15 protein-coding genes are annotated in these 18,116 nt (G+C 55.3%); 10 read left to right on the plus strand and 5 right to left on the minus strand.

Annotated features, from left to right (window positions below):
* The first annotated feature begins 184 nt into the window (after positions 1 to 184).
* Genes AX755_RS23760 through AX755_RS23775 form a run of 4 tightly spaced genes read left to right on the plus strand, consistent with a single transcriptional unit; the run spans position 185 to position 5,057 of the window.
* Complete coding sequence (locus AX755_RS23760; protein WP_062857575.1) at positions 185 to 766, plus strand: fimbrial protein; 582 nt, start codon at positions 185 to 187, stop codon at positions 764 to 766.
* Between the two features lie 31 nt (positions 767 to 797).
* The gene (locus AX755_RS23765; RefSeq protein ID WP_062857576.1) at positions 798 to 1,469 is read left to right on the plus strand and encodes a fimbrial biogenesis chaperone; all 672 of its coding nucleotides are present in this window, start codon (positions 798 to 800) and stop codon (positions 1,467 to 1,469) included.
* 3 nt (positions 1,470 to 1,472) lie between these two features.
* Positions 1,473 to 3,953, plus strand: a complete 2,481-nt coding sequence (locus AX755_RS23770; protein ID WP_062857577.1) for a fimbria/pilus outer membrane usher protein — start codon at positions 1,473 to 1,475, stop codon at positions 3,951 to 3,953.
* 9 nt (positions 3,954 to 3,962) lie between these two features.
* Entirely contained in the window at positions 3,963 to 5,057 is a 1,095-nt protein-coding gene (locus AX755_RS23775; protein ID WP_038418375.1) for a fimbrial protein, read from the plus strand.
* A gap of 33 nt (positions 5,058 to 5,090) precedes the next feature.
* Here AX755_RS23775 and AX755_RS23780 read toward each other — a convergent pair whose 3' ends face one another.
* From AX755_RS23780 to AX755_RS23795, 4 genes are all read right to left on the minus strand, one after another.
* Positions 5,091 to 5,453, minus strand: coding sequence for a YibL family ribosome-associated protein (locus AX755_RS23780; protein WP_023621173.1), 363 nt, complete (start codon positions 5,451 to 5,453; stop codon positions 5,091 to 5,093).
* Between the two features lie 58 nt (positions 5,454 to 5,511).
* Entirely contained in the window at positions 5,512 to 6,102 is a 591-nt protein-coding gene (gene mtlR, locus AX755_RS23785; RefSeq protein WP_013094931.1) for a mannitol operon repressor MtlR, read from the minus strand.
* Entirely contained in the window at positions 6,099 to 7,247 is a 1,149-nt protein-coding gene (gene mtlD, locus AX755_RS23790) for a mannitol-1-phosphate 5-dehydrogenase (protein ID WP_013094932.1), read from the minus strand. The genes mtlR and mtlD overlap by 4 nt, the downstream gene beginning before the upstream one ends.
* A gap of 102 nt (positions 7,248 to 7,349) precedes the next feature.
* Positions 7,350 to 9,257 (minus strand): PTS mannitol transporter subunit IICBA, encoded by a 1,908-nt coding sequence (locus tag AX755_RS23795; protein ID WP_013094933.1) that lies wholly within the window; start codon positions 9,255 to 9,257, stop codon positions 7,350 to 7,352.
* A gap of 659 nt (positions 9,258 to 9,916) precedes the next feature.
* On the opposite strand from AX755_RS23795, the gene AX755_RS23800 reads away from it, so the two are divergent.
* The 6 genes from AX755_RS23800 to exaC all read left to right on the plus strand — a co-directional run bounded on the left by AX755_RS23800 (position 9,917) and on the right by exaC (position 17,068).
* Entirely contained in the window at positions 9,917 to 10,273 is a 357-nt protein-coding gene (locus tag AX755_RS23800; protein WP_013094935.1) for a DUF3302 domain-containing protein, read from the plus strand.
* Positions 10,274 to 10,275: 2 nt separating this feature from the next.
* Positions 10,276 to 11,412 (plus strand): HlyD family secretion protein, encoded by a 1,137-nt coding sequence (locus tag AX755_RS23805; protein ID WP_062857578.1) that lies wholly within the window; start codon positions 10,276 to 10,278, stop codon positions 11,410 to 11,412.
* Positions 11,413 to 11,501: 89 nt separating this feature from the next.
* On the plus strand, positions 11,502 to 12,110 hold the full coding sequence (locus AX755_RS23810) for a glutathione S-transferase (protein WP_013094937.1): 609 nt from the start codon (positions 11,502 to 11,504) through the stop codon (positions 12,108 to 12,110).
* A 103-nt stretch (positions 12,111 to 12,213) separates the two neighbouring features.
* Positions 12,214 to 13,599 carry an L-seryl-tRNA(Sec) selenium transferase gene (gene selA, locus AX755_RS23815; protein ID WP_062857579.1) on the plus strand — a complete coding sequence of 462 codons (1,386 nt, stop codon included), beginning with the start codon at positions 12,214 to 12,216 and terminating at the stop codon, positions 13,597 to 13,599.
* A complete protein-coding gene (gene selB / locus AX755_RS23820) occupies positions 13,596 to 15,443 on the plus strand; it encodes a selenocysteine-specific translation elongation factor (RefSeq protein WP_062857580.1) in 1,848 nt (615 codons plus the stop codon). The genes selA and selB overlap by 4 nt, the downstream gene beginning before the upstream one ends.
* An 86-nt stretch (positions 15,444 to 15,529) precedes the next feature.
* Positions 15,530 to 17,068 carry an acetaldehyde dehydrogenase ExaC gene (exaC, locus tag AX755_RS23825; protein ID WP_045901928.1) on the plus strand — a complete coding sequence of 513 codons (1,539 nt, stop codon included), beginning with the start codon at positions 15,530 to 15,532 and terminating at the stop codon, positions 17,066 to 17,068.
* On the opposite strand, the gene AX755_RS23830 is transcribed toward exaC, so the two are convergent.
* Positions 17,065 to 18,030, minus strand: coding sequence for a LysR family transcriptional regulator (locus AX755_RS23830; protein ID WP_061771396.1), 966 nt, complete (start codon positions 18,028 to 18,030; stop codon positions 17,065 to 17,067). The genes exaC and AX755_RS23830 overlap by 4 nt on opposite strands.
* Between the last annotated feature and the right edge of the window lie 86 nt (positions 18,031 to 18,116).

Here is an 18,116-nt window from a genome sequence, read left to right on the forward strand (position 1 = left end):
CGAAAGGGTTTGCAGAAAATATACGGATTGTCACGCTGGGATGGACCCTGATTTATTCTTTGAGGTCGCGTCACCAATTCTGTTAGTACCCTTTGGGTGACGGTTTTAAAATCCTTATAGAACTTATTGTACCTGGTACAACAAATCAATATCTGTTTAATTTACAGAGGGGAAAGTGTTCCTAATGAAAATCAAAAATGTGGCGCTGGCATTTGCCACGGCGGGGTTTCTGTTATCTTCTCAGGCGGTGCTGGCAAGCAGTAATTCAGGCGTTAATACTAGCCTTAATACAGACGCAGGTACACAGAGCACAGGCGGTACAATCAACTTCACCGGCAAGATTACCCTTATTTCCTGTAACATTACTACGGCATCAAAAACCAGAACGGTAGATCTTGGGGCGTGGGCGAAAAGCTACTTCGATGAGCACGTCGAAACAACGCCGCGTGAGTTCAAAATCAACGTCGAAAAATGCCCGGAAACGGTTAAATCTGTGGCGGTGCTGTTTGACGGGAATAAAGATGCGGTTGATGACTCGCTGTTGCAGGTTACGCCAGGCACGGGTATGGCGACGGGCGTCGGGGTGAAGCTTTATAACAGCGATCGCAGCACGGTTATTAAGCCGGGTACGGTTTCAAAAACCACCGCACCAGATGCTCAAGGCAATGCAGAATTAACGTTCTTTGCCGCACTGGACAAAGATGGAACGGAAATCAAAGCGGGTGATGTCAACGCTGTGTCCAATTTCCTGATGGTTTATAACTGATTATTTTTAGCCACCTCCAGAGATAATAGAGATGAAACGTTTGTCGTATATTATGCTCACTGCATTAATGGTTAGCTCTGCGTCAGTTTCCGCAGGCGTAGTAATGGGGGGAACACGGATCGTATACCCGCAAAACAGTAAGGAGGTGGCATTTTCTGTATCTAATATGGAAAGTGCAGTTCCCTATCTGATTCAGTCTTGGGTTGAGAATGACGCTGAAGGGAAAAACCGCGCCGCGCCATTTATCGTTACGCCGCCACTATTCAGGCTTGATCCGGATCAGACCAATACGCTTCGTATTCAATATACCGGCGCGCCGCTGCCCGCAGATCGTGAATCCGTATTTTGGCTCGATATTAAGGCCATTGCGCCAAAGCCAAAAGAGAGCAGCAATGAATTACAAATTAACGTTAAATCGAAATTTAAAATTTTCTACCGCCCTGAAAACCTGAAAGGCGATGCTGCAACCGCCTGGCAAAAGGTGAGATTCTCAACGACGCAGAAAGGGCTTGAGGCCACCAACCCGACGTCGTACTACGTCTCTTTTTATCGCCTCAGCGTCTCGGGGCACAACATTGAGCAACCGGGCATGATCGGCCCAGGCGAAACCCGCGAATGGCCTGTGGCAGCCTCCGGCAGCGTTACCTGGTCGGCTATTAATGATTTTGGCGCTATTACCGCGACCCGGTCGCAACCTCTTTAAACCATGCCTTCTCGCCTGTTTCGTTATGCGCCACTTTCGGTGCTGCTGCTCAGCATAAGCCGCACAGGATGGGCCGAGGATTATTTCGATCCCGCCGCGCTGGAGCTTTCCTCTGCCGAACAGAAAACGGCGGATCTGCACTATTTATCCGAAAAGGGCGGGCAGATGCCCGGCACGTGGCTCGTAACGATTGAGGTTAACGGACGCGAGGAACGGCATCAGGAGATTACTTTCGTCAATGAGAAAGGTAGCCTGCAGCCCGTGTTTAGCGTGCCGCTGCTGGAGACGCTCGGGGTGAATGTGGGGGCGATCCCGGCGCTTTCCCGGTTGCAGGAGGGAGAGACCTTCACGCATATCGCCGATTTTATCCCGGCGGCGCGGACCTCCTATGATTTTAACCAGCAGCGCCTGTTTCTCAGCCTGCCGCAGGCGGCGATGACGCACCGCAGCCGTGGCTATGTGCCTCCGTCGCAGTGGGATGACGGTATTCCGGCGGCATTTGTTGATTACAGTCTCACGGGCGGGCAGGCCCATCATCAAAACGGCGACACGACGTCAAGCTATCTCAGCCTGCGTAACGGCGTAAACCTGGGACCGTGGCGGCTGCGTAATACGTCGGCCTGGAGCTACAGCAACGCGGGCGGCAATCGTTTTCAGTCACAAAGCAGCTGGCTGAGCAGGGATATTCGCAGCCTGAACAGTCAACTGCGGATCGGCGATGCCTGGACTGCCGGCGACCTGTTCGATAGCGTGGCGTTTCGCGGGGTTCAGCTCTCATCCAGCGAAAGTATGTTACCCGACAGCCAGCGCGGCTTCGCGCCGACAATTCGCGGCGTCGCGCACAGCTATGCCAGGGTTTCTGTTTCGCAAAATGGCTATGTGATTTATGAAACCTGGGTAGCAGCCGGGCCGTTTGTTATTAACGATCTGTTCCCCGGCGCGCAAAGCGGCGATTTGCAGGTGACCATCACGGAAAGCGACGGCTCGAAACGCGTATTTACCCAGCCTTATTCTGCAGTACCGTTTATGCGGCGCCAGGGCAGCCTGAAATACAGCCTCAACGCCGGACGCTTTCACTCCGGCTCCAGCGATGCCCGGTCGCCGGACTTTGTTGAAGGCGCTTTTTTCTACGGCTTGTTCTCCAGTATGACGGTATACGGCGGCTTTCGTACGGCGAATAACTACCAGGCCGGCGCCATTGGCGTGGGCAGAGGGTTTGGCGCGTTCGGCTCGCTGGGCGTTGACGATACGCTGGCAAAAAGCCGTTTATCTGACGGCAAAAGCGTAATCGGGCAGGCGTGGCGCGTTCAGTATCAGAAGGATTTTAATACCACCGGCACCGCCTTCAATCTGGCGAGCTATCGTTATGCTTCGCGCAACTTTTATGAGTTTAGCGAGCTGAATCAGTCTGACAGCCAGCAGTTACGGCTCAATAACCGCCGTAGCCGCTCGCAAATAACCTTCTCACAGACGCTGGGGCAGTTCGGCAGTCTTAGCGTTTCGGCGTGGATGCAGGATTACTGGCACACCTCCGGGCAGGATAAAACCATACACCTTGGCTGGTACACCAGCTGGCGGGGCATTTCATGGGGAGCGGGGTATGACTATACCGACTCAGCACGTGAGCAACATCCCGATCGCACCGTGTCGTTTAATATCAATATTCCGCTCGGTAACTGGCTACCGGACAGCTCGGTGAGTTACTTCATCAATAAAAATAACCGTGGGATGTCCACGCAGCAGGTGTCACTCAACGGCAGCGCGCTGGCGAACCGCAACCTCAACTATAGCGTTCAGCAGAGTAAAGCCAGCGAGGGACAAGCCGACAGCACCAGTCTGGCGCTGCAATATAACGGCGGCTACGGCAACGTAAGCCTCGGTTATGATCGCAGCCGAAACGGCGATAATGCCAGTCTCGGCCTCGCCGGGGGCGTTATCGCCACGCAGTATGGCGTCACGCTCAGCCAGCCGCTGGGCGATAGCGTCGCCCTGCTGCGCGTGCCTGGCGCGGCGAATGTTGAGCCGGAGGGCTACAGCGGCATCCATACCGACAGTCGCGGCTACGCGGTTATGCCCGCGCTTTCGGCCTATCGTAAGAATACCGTCAATCTTGATACGGCGACGCTTGGCGAAAACGTCGACGTTGAGCAGAGCGGTCTGACGCTCGTTCCCACCAGCGGCGCGGTGGTGCTTGCTAATTACGCAACGCACATTGGCTATCGCGTGCTGTTCTCCCTGCGATACCACGGCGAGCCATTACCATTTGGCGCCCAGGCCGAGGTGGTGGAGCAAAAACGTCGTTCAGCCAACCGAAGCATGGTGGCTGACGGCGGTCAGGCTTACCTGAGCGGAGTACCGGAGCGCGGCACGCTGCGCGTAACCTGGTATGAAGACGGAGAGCCGCGTCAGTGCCAGACGCCGTTCAAACTGGGGGCGGCTCATATGGCTCCCGGCATCGCTACGCTGTCTCTTGAGTGCCACTAGAGGAATATTATGCGTCACTTTATTCAATGGGTTTTCTACCTCAGTCTACTTTCTCTTTTTGGCATGCTGAGTTTTCATGCGCACGCTCAGGCCTCGCCCTGCCACACCACGCGCAATCAGTGGGTTGTCCAGGTACCCTACGCCATTGGATATGCTCCTGGCACAGCGGACTGGACGCCGGTTTCCGCGCCGATACAGTCTACCGGGGCGGATTTTTACAGCTGCGATGGCGGAAATGACGCCTGGCGAAGTATCGGATTTGTCGAGATGGATAATCCCGTCGGCACCGTGGTGGGGGAAGACGGTGCGTCGCGGCACGTCTACAAAACCCAGATTGAAGGCATCGGCTACGCGCTCGGGTTCCGCGAGCAGCAGTACTGTGGTGCGGATGCCGTGCGGTATATTGACGGCACCAGCCCGGTAGACGGCAACGAGTCCCGCCGTATCTGCGACGCCTCACAGAATCCTGCTTTTGCCAGCGCCTCAACCTATAAGATGCAGTTCTGGGTGGTGTTTTACAAAATACCGACGTCCAGCGCCATGCCTGATGATAACGCCAACTCCCAGGAGCAAAACGTCGGATCGCTGATATTACAGGCGGGAGAAAACAAAGCCAGCGCGACCAGCGTCGCGACACCGGTGCAGATCCGTCTCGCCAGCTTCACGGTCAGGCATACCAGCTGTTCCGTTGGTTCCCGCAGCATTCTGGTGCCGATGGGAACCGTAAGCCAGCGTGAATTTCACGGCACAGGCTCCCGCGCCGGTGGCGGACGCTTCAGCATTCCGGTGACCTGTGAAAATAACACGACGGTGAAGATGGGCTTTTTCGGCGATACCACGCCGGGCAACGATCGGGCGCTGGCGTTAACGAAGCAGCAGGACAGCGCCAGCGGCGTCGGGATCGAACTGCTTTATGGCGACAATACCGGTGCGGTTCAGGGGCAGGTGGTGCCGTGGAACACCCCGCAGGTGTCGGCGCTTGGGCAGGTGGGAGATAACCAGACGCAGACCTTCTGGTTTGATGCGCATTATATTCAGACAGAAGAGAACGTGACGGCGGGAAAAGCGGATGCGATGGCCACGTTTAACCTGATTTACAACTGAGTGTTCCCCTGCCGCTGCGGCAGGGGAGACCGATCAGAACGCCGTCTTACAAAAACCCGTCATCTCTTTCAGGCCCATCTCGCGGCCAAGCTCGGTCATCGGGTGGACCACCACCAGACCCCGTACGCTTTTCTTCAGCTTGCCCATATCGGCCTGCTCTTTTTTGGTAATGGCGCGGCGGTGCGGCATATTCATCAGCTTCTGCGCTTCTTTACTCAGCTTCTGGCTTTTCACTTCGCGCAGGCGCTCGATCTCCGCTTCCAGCTTCGCGGTCTCTTTCTCAAGCTCGGCGTACTTCTCGGCGGAGTCTACCAGCGAGAGACCGGCCATCTGATGGCGGATCAGATCCAGGCGGTCGCTCAGGCGTTTAATTTCGTTCTTTTCGACTTCTTTCATGACAAATAACTCTGAAAACGGGGAATTTAGAGGGAAGGATACACCAATGTGAGCAGGCTTACTTCTGAAACGCTTTTTTTAAGCTGATTCGGGAAATCAGCTCAGTCAGGGAAAGAACCATCGTGGAACGGACAACCTGTTGATAACGCAGCTTTTGCATGGCGTACAGTTCCGGGTCGCTGTTATCAAAATGGGGGGCAGGGGGGAGCGCGGTAACGCAATGCAGCTCGCCGAAGGGGCCAAGGATCTCGTCATCGGTAAAAGTGTACTCATTACCGTCATGATTGAGCTCTTCGCGCAGCGCCATCAACAGCTCCGCATCTTCATACTCTTGCCGGTTCAGCACGCCAAGACCATAAATCAGCTTCAGACGCACGGATAAATCGCCCAGCGGTCCGTCGCCGTCCAGTAACGGTTCTACAGCATATTTTACCGCGTAGTCGTCTTTGCGAAACACCTGAAGTACCAGGATATTCACCGCCTCGGTTAACAACTCGACGGCGGTAATCAGGAAACTTCGTACGGTTTTGCCAGCATTCAGACGCTCAAGCACACGATTTTCAAAGGCCTGGGTTTGTTCCATTATTGCCTGCATATCTGACAATCTGTAATCAGGGCGCAGGATCACCTGCGCCTCACTGTGCATCATTTGGTTGCGTTATATGCGTTAACCGCCTCCGCAACCACGTCGCTGTTGGCGTCCAGACCGGAAATCTGCGCCAGCGCAGCCTGTGCGCCCTGGTCATCAATTAGCTGAGCCAGCTCCTGCGCCTGCGGATCCTGCTCGCTGCGGTAGTGCATCGCGGCGGCAATCCCTTTCACCAGGTTGGCGTGCGGCAGGCCGTATTCCAGCGTACCCAGCAGCGGCTTAATCAGGCGATCGCCCGCGCTCAGCTTACGCAATGGCTGGCGGCCCACGCGCTCAACGTCATCTTTCAGATACGGGTTTTCAAAACGACCGAGGATTTTCTGGATGTATGCTGCGTGTTTATCAGCATCAAAACCGTAGCGTTTGATCAGCACCGCGCCGCTCTCTTCCATTGCCCCTTTTACCACCGCGCGGATCTTCTCGTCGAGGATCGCATCACGAATAGTCTGATGACCGGCCAATTTTCCGAGGTACGCGGTTATAGCATGACCCGTGTTCAGCGTGAAGAGTTTACGTTCCACAAATGCCATCAGGTTATCCGTTAATTCCATACCTGGAATGGTCGGCAGCGCGCCTTTAAATTGGGTTTTGTCCACGATCCACTCGCTGAAGGTTTCCACCGTCACTTCCAGCGGGTCGTTAGTTGCAGATTCTGACGGCGGAACGATACGGTCAACGGCAGAATCCACGAAGCCAACGTGCGCTTCAACCCAGGCTTTGTCTTCGTCCGCAACGGCGGCCAGAACGTGGCCTTTCAGCTGTGTGGTGCCACGCACCATATTTTCACAGGCAATGATGTTCAGCGGGGTATCGATGCCCTGCGCTTTACGTTTTGCCAGGCCTTTTGCGACCGCAGGCGCGATGCGCTCAAGTACCACCGGGCCCACTGCGGTGGTCACCAGGTCAACGCTGGCGATGAGGTCGATAACATCGTCGCCAATGCTGCTTACCGCGTTGACGCCAGAGACCGTTTCAACCTGCTCGTTTTCTCCCACCACGTGTACCTGGTAGCTATGACGGGCATTCAGGGCATCCAGAACGACCTGATTCACATCGGCGAATGTCAGCGTAATGCCCGCGTCTGCCAGCAGTTTGCCGATAAAGCCACGACCGATATTACCTGCGCCAAAATGTAATGCTTTCATAGTGTTAACCTTTATCAATGTTTTTACCCGAGAGGGCTGGGGTGAGGAACGTATACCCCTCACCCTAGCCCTCTCCCCTAAGGGGAGAGGGAAGATACGCTGTTATTTGTTGAGGAGTGCCAGCACTTCTTCAACGCTTTCAGTCTGTGCCAGACGCTCGATGACGGACTCATCATCCAGCGCGTTGGTCAGGCTGGTAATCACCTGGATGTGCTCGTTATTGCGAGCGGCGATACCAATCACCAGACGGGCAATGTCGTCTTCTTCTTCACCGAAGCGCACGCCATCAGGATACTGGCAGAACACCACGCCGGTTTTGAGCACGCGGTCTTTCGCTTCCACCGTACCGTGCGGCACCGCGATGGATTCGCCCAGGTAGGTTGGCGTCAGTTTTTCGCGTTCCAGCATCGCGTCGACATATTCAGGCTGAACGTAGCCGCCTTTCACCAGCTGCTCACCGGCAAAGCGAATTGCCTCTTCTTTGGTGCTCGCGGTACGGCCGAGGAAGATGTTCTCCGCGCCCAGCTTAAACAGGTGAGCATTGCTCTCGTCAAAGCTGTCCTGCAGGCTGGTCCGCACTTTCACTTCGTTGTCTTCGTGACGCTGTGCGGCCACCAGACGTTCAGTCAGGCTGGTGTACAGGCCGCTGTCGAGGAAGTTGGTCAGCGAAATATGCTGTGCCTGCGGTACCTGGCGCATGGCACGTTCGGTCAGGTCACGGTGCGTAATTACCAGGTCAACATCCGGTGGCAGGCTGTTAATGGCGCTGTTGGTCACTGAGATATTGGTCAGGCCTGCATCCTGCACTTTCTTACGCAGCACGCCGGCACCCATTGCGCTGGAACCCATACCGGCATCACAGGCAACGATGATTTTACGCACGTGGCTCAGGTCGTTAGAAACATCACCCGCTGACAGCGGCGTTGCGCCTTTGGACTCGGCTTTCATGTCGTGCATACGACGGGTGGCCGCTTCGATATCGTCATCTTCTTTCACTTTGCTGGTTTTCAGCAGGATAGAAGCGACCACGAAGGAGACTGCCATTGCCGCACAGATAGCCGCGATGTTAGCAAAATAGGCACCTTTCGGCGTCATTGCCAGTACCGCCAGGATAGAGCCCGGAGACGCCGGAGAAACCAGACCACCGTTCAGCACGCTCAGAGTGAACACACCGGTCATACCGCCGAGGATAACGGCCAGGATCAGACGTGGGTTCATCAGCACGTACGGGAAGTAAATTTCGTGAATACCGCCCAGGAAGTGAATGATAGCCGCACCGCCAGCAGACTGCTTCGCGCTGCCGCGACCAAAGAACATGTACGCCAGCAGAACGCCCATACCCGGACCCGGGTTCGCTTCAATCAGGAAGAAGATGGACTTGCCGAGGTCATGAGACTGCTGAATACCCAGCGGTGAGAAGATACCGTGGTTGATGGCGTTGTTCAGGAACAGGATTTTCGCCGGTTCAACAAAGATAGACGCCAGCGGCAGCATGTCGTGCGCCACCATGAAGTTAACGCCCGCCGCCAGAATCTTGGACAGGACTTCAACTGCCGGGCCAATGCCGAGGAACGCCAGAATCGCGAGGATCATCCCGATGATGCCCGCAGAGAAGTTGTTCACCAGCATCTCGAAGCCGGATTTGATTTTGCCATCAACCCAAACGTCGAATTTCTTAATCGCCCAGCCACCCAGAGGACCGGCGATCATCGCACCGAGGAACATCGGCATATCCGCACCGACGATAACACCCATGGTTGTGATGGCACCCACTACGCCACCACGGTCACCGCCCACCAGACGACCACCGGTATAACCGATGAGCAGCGGCAGCAGGTAAGTAATCATTGGGCCAACAAGTTTCGCCAGCGTTTCGTTAGGCAACCACCCTGTCGGAATGAATAATGCAGTGATGATACCCCACGCGATAAACGCGCCGATATTTGGCATCACCATATTGCTGAGGAAACGACCAAAGCTTTGAACTTTGATCTTGAAATCGGATGACATAAAACACCCCTTCTTCTGTTTACGCTTAGGCTTGCGGCCCGAGGTTTATTGTTAATGAGGCGGCAGAGGTAGCCGGGCCCTGTTCTGATGCTGTGAAATCTGGCACTGAATCGTTCAACTGTCCAGACAGCGAAAAATTGTGTGATCACAATCACGTAAATGCAGGGGGTGTGGCGGGAAAAGAGGTGATCTGAATCACAAAACCACAGTCTAAAAAAAACACAATGGGGAGAAAATCGGCAAAACACCCCTGTTTTTGTGAGATGAATCACATTTAGTTGTCGCGGGTTTGTTTCTGAGTTGTGATTTAATTCACAAAAAATTTTTATACGGATTTCTCCGGCTGTGATCGGCGGCAAATTCTTCCTGACGAATGAGCGTCACGATGGTTCTGGGCAACACGCAAAGCTAAAAAACCACTTTTCATGTGTGGTATGGCGAAAAGCGAAAACGTGGATTACGCTCATAATGTAAGGTTAAGTATATTATTATTCAGGATATATTTTGACACGTTTATAAACTTGCATGGAGATATTATAAAAACCGATACTCCCCGGCTCTGAAATAACCAGTCTACCTTTTATGTTTAAAAATAAATTAATTAGGTTGCGTACTGTTTTATTAATTTAATGAGTTGACGTTGTTTAAGTGAGGAGAATATGTTTCTCAACTATTTTGCGCTGGGCGTATTGATTTTTGTTTTTCTGGTTCTGTTTTATGGAATCATCGCCATTCATGACATCCCCTATAACATGGCCAAAAAGCGTAATCATCCCCATGCCGATGCAATCCACACGGCGGGCTGGATTAGCCTGTTTACGCTCCATGCCATCTGGCCGTTCCTGTGGATCTGGGCCACGCTGTACCGGGAAGATCGCGGTTGGGGCATGCAAAACCACATCACCAAACCTGATGAGGTGCCGGGTATGGATGCGCTGGCCAAACGCGTGGCCGAATTAGAACAAAAGCTGGCAGCGGTACAGCCCACTGCTGATACGAAAACGCTGGAGCGCTAATTATGGATCTGTTGATTATTTTGACCTACGTGGCGTTTGCCTGGGCGATTTTTAAAATATTCCGTATTCCGGTCAACCAGTGGACGCTCGCCACCGCTACATTAGGTGGGGTGTTTATTGTGGCGGGCCTTATTTTATTAATGAACTATAACCACCCGTATACGTTTACGGCGCAAAAAGCGGTTATTTCAATCCCAATTACGCCGCAGGTGACCGGCGTGGTCAGCGAAGTCACTGATAAAAATAACCAGCTTATTAAAAAAGGCGAAGTGTTATTTAAACTTGACCCGGGCCGCTATCAGGCACGGGTCGACAGACTGCAGGCCGACCTGGTGACCGCGACGCACAATATCGACGTGCTCAAAGCGCAACTGTCGGAAGCAGTAGCCAACACCACGCGCGTGTCCGCCGAGCGGGACCGTCTGTATAAAGATTACCAGCGCTATCTCAAAGGCAGCCAGGCGAAGGTAAACCCGTTCTCTGAGAGCGATATCGACAACGCGCGGCAGAACTATCTGGCTCAGGACGCGCTGGTAAAAGGTTCAGTGGCGGAACAGACGCAGATCAAAAGCCAGTTAGACAGCATGGTGAACGGCGAACAGTCGCAGATAGCCTCTTTACGCGCCCAGCTGGCCGAAGCCAAATACAACCTGGATCAGACCGTGGTGCGTGCGCCGAGTAATGACTACATCACTCAGGTGCTGATTCGCCCGGGGACGTATGCCGCCGCGCTGCCGCTGCGCCCGGTCATGGTCTTTATTCCTGAACAGAAACGCCAGATTGTGGCCCAGTTCCGTCAGAACTCGCTGCTGCGTCTGAAGCCGGGCGATGAAGCGGAAGTGGTGTTTAACGCCCTGCCGGGGCAGGTCTTCTCCGGCAAGCTCACCAGCATTCTGCCGGTGGTGCCAGGGGGCTCGTATCAGGCGCAGGGGGCGCTGCAGTCGCTAACGGTAACACCGGGAACGGATGGCGTGCAGGCGCTGATAGAACTGGAGCCTAACGCCGACGTTGATGCGTTGCCGGACGGTATTTACGCGCAGGTGGCGGTCTATTCCGACCATTTCGCGCACGTCTCGGTGATGCGTAAAGTCCTGCTGCGCATGACCAGCTGGATGCACTATCTCTATCTTGATCATTAATCCTCGCCGGGCAGGAATGCGACATGCATACCTGCCCTTTTTTCAGTGCTTGATCCATACTGACTTTTTCTGGCATCAAGGATCAGGCAATGAAACTCATCGGCAGCTACACCAGTCCCTTCGTGCGAAAGATCTCGATTCTCCTGCTGGAGAAAGGGATTGAATTTGAATTCGTTAATGAACAGCCCTATAACGCCGAAAACGGCGTTGCGCAGTACAACCCGCTGGGGAAAGTCCCGGCGCTGGTAACGGACGAGGGCGAATACTGGTTTGATTCCCCGATTATCGCTGAGTACATCGAGCTGCTCGGCGTTGCGCCAGCCATGTTACCGGCAGATCCGAAGGCGGCCCTGGCAGTGAAGCAAATTGAAGCGCTGGCCGATGGCATCATGGATGCGGCGTTAACTTCCGTGCGCGAGCAGGCAAGGCCCGTTGCTCAGCAGTCGGAAACGGAGCTGCTGCGCCAGCGTGAGAAAATCAGCCGCAGCCTGGACAGGTGCGAGCAGCTCATCCAGGAGGGCAAAATAGCAACGGATAGCCTGAATCTGGCGACGATCGCTATCGCCTGCGCCATTGGTTATCTCAACTTTCGTCGCGTCTCCCCTGGCTGGTGCGTCGACCGTCCGCTGCTGGTGAAGCTCGCCGAAACGCTCTTCCAGCGCGAGAGCTTCGCCCGTACCGAACCGCCAAAGGCTTGACGCGGGTTATAACACTTCGCGTCAGGAGGCGGTACAATCCCTCCACATGTTAACTCCCTCTCCCGTCGGGAGGGGGGATGATATTTACTCGCCAGGCGCTTCCATGACTACTCATCACTCCCTGTACAGCCAGATCCCCGCTACCGACCGACTCCTTCGTGAACCCCTTATTCATTCCGCTGTTGAGCGGTTCGGCCATACCGCGACGGTTGAGATGTTACGTCTGCTTCAGGACGAGGCCCGGCGCCATATTCAGGCAGAAAATGCCTTGCCCGGCTGGTGCGTGGCGTGGGAGCAGGAGCTGGAACAGAGGCTGGTTGAGAAAGGGCAAAGCGCGTTGCGCCCGGTGTTTAACCTGACGGGGACCGTCCTGCATACCAATCTCGGGCGTGCGCAGCAGGCGGAAGAGGCGGTAGATGCCGTAACGCAGGCCATGCGTTCGCCTGTCACGCTGGAGTACGATCTCGACGGTGCAGGACGCGGGCATCGTGATCGGGCCCTGGCGGATCTGCTTTGTCAGCTCACCGGTGCTGAAGATGCCTGCATTGTGAATAACAACGCGGCGGCGGTCCTGTTGATGCTGGCAGCGACCGCCAGCGGCAAAGAGGTGGTCGTCTCGCGCGGCGAACTGGTGGAGATTGGCGGCGCGTTTCGCATCCCGGACGTGATGCGCCAGGCGGGCTGTACCCTGCATGAAGTGGGTACCACTAACCGGACCCATGCGAAAGATTATCGTGCGGCGATTAATGAAAACACCGCCCTGCTGATGAAGGTCCACACCAGTAATTATCATATCGAAGGATTCACTAAAACCGTTGAAGAGGCCGAGCTGGCGGTGATAGGCCAGGAGCTGAATGTGCCGGTCGTTGCCGATCTCGGCAGCGGCTCGCTGGTGGATCTGAGCCAGTATGGTCTGCCGAAAGAGCCGATGGTGCAGGAGATGATTGCGGCGGGCGTTAGCCTGGTCAGTTTTTCCGGTGATAAGCTGCTGGGCGGGCCGCAGGCCGGGATCATCGTCGGTAAGCGTGAATTGATTGCGAAACTGCAGCAGCATCCGCTGAAGCGCGCCCTGCGTGCCGATAAAATGACGCTTGCCGCGCTGGACGCGACGCTGCGGCTCTATCTCCACCCGGAGAAACTGGCGGAACGCCTGCCAACGCTGCGTCTGTTAACGCGTGATGCCGCCTCGATTCGCGCGCAGGCCGAGTTACTGTTGCCGAATGTCGCGTCGCATTACGCCGATTTCGACGTGCGCATTGAGTCCTGCCAGTCGCAAATTGGCAGTGGCTCGTTACCGGTGGATCGGCTGCCCAGCGCGGCCCTGACCTTCACCCCGCGCGATGACCGCGGCAGCAGGCTTGATGCGCTCTCTGCGCGCTGGCGTGCCCTGCCAACGCCGGTTATCGGGCGAATTTACGATGGCCGAATGTGGCTGGATCTACGCTGTCTTGAAGATGAAGAGCGATTTCTGGAGATGCTGTTGAAATGATTATTGCCACCGCCGGTCATGTTGACCACGGAAAAACCACCTTGTTGCAGGCCATCACGGGCGTGAATGCCGATCGCCTGCCGGAAGAGAAAAAGCGCGGTATGACCATCGATCTGGGTTATGCCTACTGGCCGCAGCCCGATGGTCGCGTGCTGGGCTTTATTGACGTCCCCGGACACGAACAGTTTCTTTCCAACATGCTGGCGGGGGTCGGAGGTATTGACCATGCCCTGCTGGTGGTGGCCTGTGATGACGGCGTTATGGCGCAAACGCGTGAACACCTGGCGATCCTGCAGTTGACGGGCAACCCACAGCTAACCGTGGCGCTGACTAAAGCCGATCGTGTGGACGCGACGCGTATTAACGAGGTGCGCGAGGCGGTGCAGGCCACGTTGCGCGAATATGGCTTTACCGATGCTGCGCTGTTTGAAACAGTCGCCACAGAAGGGCGCGGGATCGACGCACTTCGCCACCATTTGCAGCAGCTTTCGTCGCGGGAACATGCCAGCCATCATCGCTTTCGTCTGGCCATCGACAGGGCGTTTACCGTTAAAGGTGCGGGTCTGGTGGTGACCGGTACCGCCCTGAGTGGGGAAGTGAAGGTGGGCGATACCGTATGGCTGACGGGTATTAACAAGCCGATGCGGGTGCGCGGGTTGCATGCACAAAACCAGCCCGTTGATCATGCCCATGCCGGGCAGCGTATCGCCCTCAATATTGCCGGCGATGCGGAGAAAGCGCAGCTAAACCGCGGCGACTGGCTGCTGTCTGAGGCGCCGCCAGAACCGTCTGAGCGGGTGATTGTCTCCCTGCAGACGCATATCCCGCTCAGTCAGTGGCAGCCGCTGCATATCCACCATGCGGCCAGCCATATCACCGGGCGCGTGTCGCTGCTGGAAAACGATCTCGCTGAACTGGTTTTCGATACGCCACTCTGGCTGGCAGATAATGACCGTCTGGTGCTGCGTGATATTTCGGCGCGAGAAACGCTGGCCGGGGCGCGGGTGGTGACGCTCAACCCGCCGCGTCGCGGGAAGCGTAAACCGGAGTATTTGCAGTGGCTGTCGGCACTGGCGCAGGCCAGTAACGACAAGGCTGCGCTGGAGGTGCATCTTGAACGCGGTGCGGTGAACCTGACCGACTTCGCCTGGGCACGACAGCTCAGCAACGAAGGCCTCCTCCCGCTGACCCAGCAGCCGGGATTTATCCAGGCCGGTAATAACCTGCTGAACGCGCCGGTTGCGGCGTGCTGGCAGCGAAAGGTGTTAAACACGCTTGCCACCTACCATGAACAGCATCAGGATGAGCCTGGCCCGGGGCGCGAGCGCCTGCGTCGTATGGCGCTGCCAATGGAAGACGATGCGCTGGTGCTGTTGCTGATAGAAAACATGCGTGAAAGCGGCGTGATCAAAAGCCACCACGGCTGGCTGCATCTGCCGGATCACAAAGCCGGGTTCACCGCAGAGCAAGAGGCAATCTGGCAAAAAGCGGCCCCTCTGTTTGGCGATGAGCCCTGGTGGGTTCGCGATCTCGCCCGTGAAACGAATACCGACGAGCAGGTGATGCGCCAGGTATTGCGCCATGCCGCGCAGCAGGGGCTCATCGTTGCGATCGTGAAAGATCGTTATTACCGCAACGATCGTATCGTCGCGTTTGCCAGCCTGATCCGCGAACTGGATCAGGCGCGAGGCTCCACCTGTGCGGCTGATTTCCGCGATCGTCTGAACGTGGGGCGAAAGCTTGCCATTCAGATCCTGGAATATTTCAACCGCATCGGTTTTACCCGCCGTCGCGGTAACGACCATTTATTACGGGATTCGTTGCTCTTTCCAGAAACAGCGTGACCCCTGTCGTAAACACCACTCCCGGCTGGCGATAAAATCACCAGCCGGTACTACCCTTGTTGTACACCAACAGCAAGGAGACGGTCATGACAAACAATCCTCCCTCTTCACGCATTCAGCCAGGCGAGTACGGTTTCCCTCTCAAGCTAAAACCCCGTTATGACAACTTTATTGGCGGCGACTGGGTGGCACCCGTCGACGGCGAATACTATTCCAACCTGACCCCCGTCACCGGCCAGCCGCTGTGCGAGATAGCCAGCTCAGGCAAGCGCGATATCGATTTGGCGCTGGATGCGGCGCATAAAGCCAAAGATAAATGGGGACAGACTTCCGTGCAGGACAGGGCGGCGATCCTGTTCAAAATTGCCGACCGGATGGAGCAAAATCTTGAACTGCTGGCGACGGCAGAAACCTGGGATAACGGCAAGCCGATCCGTGAAACGATGGCGGCCGATGTGCCGCTGGCGATTGACCACTTCCGCTATTTTGCCTCCTGTATTCGTGCTCAGGAGGGGGGAATCAGTGAAGTCGATAGCGACACCGTGGCGTATCACTTCCACGAGCCGCTGGGCGTGGTGGGGCAGATTATCCCGTGGAACTTCCCGCTGCTGATGGCGAGCTGGAAAATGGCGCCCGCGCTGGCGGCCGGGAACTGCATTGTGCTGAAACCGGCCCGCTTAACGCCGCTTTCAGTACTGCTGCTGATGGACATTATCGGTGACCTGCTGCCCCCGGGGGTGATTAACGTGGTCAACGGGGCCGGGGGGGAGATTGGGGAATATCTGGCGACCTCAAAACGCATCGCCAAAGTGGCGTTTACCGGCTCGACGGAAGTGGGTCAGCAGATCATGCAGTACGCCACCCAGAACATCATTCCGGTGACGCTGGAGCTGGGCGGAAAATCCCCGAACATCTTCTTCGAGGACGTGATGGCGGAAGAGGACGCCTTCTTCGATAAAGCGCTGGAAGGGTTTGCGCTGTTTGCCTTTAACCAGGGCGAAGTCTGCACCTGTCCAAGCCGCGCGCTGGTGCAGGAGTCCATCTATGATCGCTTTATGGAACGGGCCATTCGCCGCGTGGAGTCGATCCGCAGCGGTAACCCGCTAGATAACGTGACGCAGATGGGCGCGCAGGTGTCGCATGGACAGCTGGAAACCATCCTTAATTACATTGATATCGGCAAAAAAGAAGGGGCGGATGTCCTCACCGGTGGACGCCGTAAAGTGCTCGGCGGCGATCTGCAGGAAGGGTATTACCTTGAGCCGACCATTCTGTCTGGCAAAAACAATATGCGCGTTTTCCAGGAGGAAATTTTTGGACCGGTGCTGGCCGTGACCACCTTCAAAACGATGGAGGAGGCGCTGGAGATTGCCAACGATACGCCGTATGGCCTGGGGGCAGGCGTCTGGAGCCGCAACGGCAATCTGGCGTATAAAATGGGCCGGGGGATCCAGGCCGGACGCGTATGGACCAACTGCTATCACGCCTACCCGGCGCACGCGGCCTTTGGGGGCTATAAGCAGTCAGGCATCGGGCGTGAAACGCACAAAATGATGCTGGAGCATTATCAGCAGACGAAATGCCTGCTGGTCAGCTACTCCGATAAACCGCTGGGGCTGTTCTAGTCATCCAGCTCAGGCCGTCCGTGGGCGGCCTGAGCTATTTGCTGGCGAAGATTATTCAGGACGCCATCCAGAACATATTGCACGCGCCATGGCTGGTATTCACGCTTGCGGAAGATGGCCGTCAGATCCAGCCACCACTCTTCCTGATGCGGGAAGCAGGGAACAAGTGAACCGTTTTTTAACTCTTTTCTCAGGCTCTCTTTCGGCGCAAAGACGATACCGAGATTATTCCTCGCCAGCTCCAGGGCAGTTTGTGTATTGTCGCAAATATAATTCCCGGTAACCCGGTAATCCTGTACATCATCACTGCCATGAACGCGGAACCGCCAGATGTTAGCATCATCCACCAGCATGGAGTCGATTAAAATACAGGAATGATGAATTAAATCTTCCGGGCCGTTTAACGGGTGCTGATTTAAATACTCTTCGGTCGCGAAGGCGGTAACGGAATATTGGGTTAATACACTTGCGACCAGACTTTCATCTTTCGGCTGAGCATAGGTAATTAAAATATCGCAGTCATCCGGAAAGGTCACCCCCTCAGAAAATTCATTGCGGTCCAGATTGTATGTTTTCAGCGAAATACGAATATCGCCAATGTCTTTTATCTGGTGGATCACATGACGAGAGAGATATGTCACGATGCCTGTCGGGGCGTAAATCGTCACCTTTCCACGCTTTTCATGCTTATAATCGGCAATAAAATTAATAAGCTGACTATTTTTATCCAGCGTGGCGTTCACGTAAGGAAGCAAGGCCTCACCAAACTGCGTTAGCGCAAGCTGACGAGTGGTGCGCTCAAAGACCTTGAGACCGACTCGTGTTTCAAAATCAGAGAGATATTTACTGACGTTGGCCTGTGCCATGCCCAGCAGGGCGGCGGCGTCGCCAATGCTGTGGGTGGCGGCGATGACGGAAATTATTTTTAATTCACGGGGTTTTAGTTGTAATTTATTCATCATGCCCACCCATCTATATGATTTTATATATAATATTATATAAACAGCGGCGTTGCATACGCAAATTTGTAACCATTATTATTCGCCTC

This window comes from Enterobacter sp. SENG-6, assembly GCF_001605945.1.
In the GTDB taxonomy this organism is placed as follows: domain Bacteria; phylum Pseudomonadota; class Gammaproteobacteria; order Enterobacterales; family Enterobacteriaceae; genus Enterobacter; species Enterobacter cloacae.

Excerpts from the sequence above, each read along its gene's own strand:
- AX755_RS23760 (WP_062857575.1), top strand. The coding sequence starts at position 185 with ATGAAAATCAAAAATGTGGCGCTGGCATTTGCCACGGCGGGGTTTCTG.
- AX755_RS23765 (WP_062857576.1), top strand. The coding sequence starts at position 798 with ATGAAACGTTTGTCGTATATTATGCTCACTGCATTAATGGTTAGCTCT.
- AX755_RS23770 (WP_062857577.1), top strand. The coding sequence starts at position 1,473 with ATGCCTTCTCGCCTGTTTCGTTATGCGCCACTTTCGGTGCTGCTGCTC.
- AX755_RS23775 (WP_038418375.1), top strand. The coding sequence starts at position 3,963 with ATGCGTCACTTTATTCAATGGGTTTTCTACCTCAGTCTACTTTCTCTT.
- AX755_RS23780 (WP_023621173.1), bottom strand. The coding sequence starts at position 5,453 with ATGAAAGAAGTCGAAAAGAACGAAATTAAACGCCTGAGCGACCGCCTG.
- mtlR (WP_013094931.1), bottom strand. The coding sequence starts at position 6,102 with ATGATGCACAGTGAGGCGCAGGTGATCCTGCGCCCTGATTACAGATTG.
- mtlD (WP_013094932.1), bottom strand. The coding sequence starts at position 7,247 with ATGAAAGCATTACATTTTGGCGCAGGTAATATCGGTCGTGGCTTTATC.
- AX755_RS23795 (WP_013094933.1), bottom strand. The coding sequence starts at position 9,257 with ATGTCATCCGATTTCAAGATCAAAGTTCAAAGCTTTGGTCGTTTCCTC.
- AX755_RS23800 (WP_013094935.1), top strand. The coding sequence starts at position 9,917 with ATGTTTCTCAACTATTTTGCGCTGGGCGTATTGATTTTTGTTTTTCTG.
- AX755_RS23805 (WP_062857578.1), top strand. The coding sequence starts at position 10,276 with ATGGATCTGTTGATTATTTTGACCTACGTGGCGTTTGCCTGGGCGATT.
- AX755_RS23810 (WP_013094937.1), top strand. The coding sequence starts at position 11,502 with ATGAAACTCATCGGCAGCTACACCAGTCCCTTCGTGCGAAAGATCTCG.
- selA (WP_062857579.1), top strand. The coding sequence starts at position 12,214 with ATGACTACTCATCACTCCCTGTACAGCCAGATCCCCGCTACCGACCGA.
- selB (WP_062857580.1), top strand. The coding sequence starts at position 13,596 with ATGATTATTGCCACCGCCGGTCATGTTGACCACGGAAAAACCACCTTG.
- exaC (WP_045901928.1), top strand. The coding sequence starts at position 15,530 with ATGACAAACAATCCTCCCTCTTCACGCATTCAGCCAGGCGAGTACGGT.
- AX755_RS23830 (WP_061771396.1), bottom strand. The coding sequence starts at position 18,030 with ATGATGAATAAATTACAACTAAAACCCCGTGAATTAAAAATAATTTCC.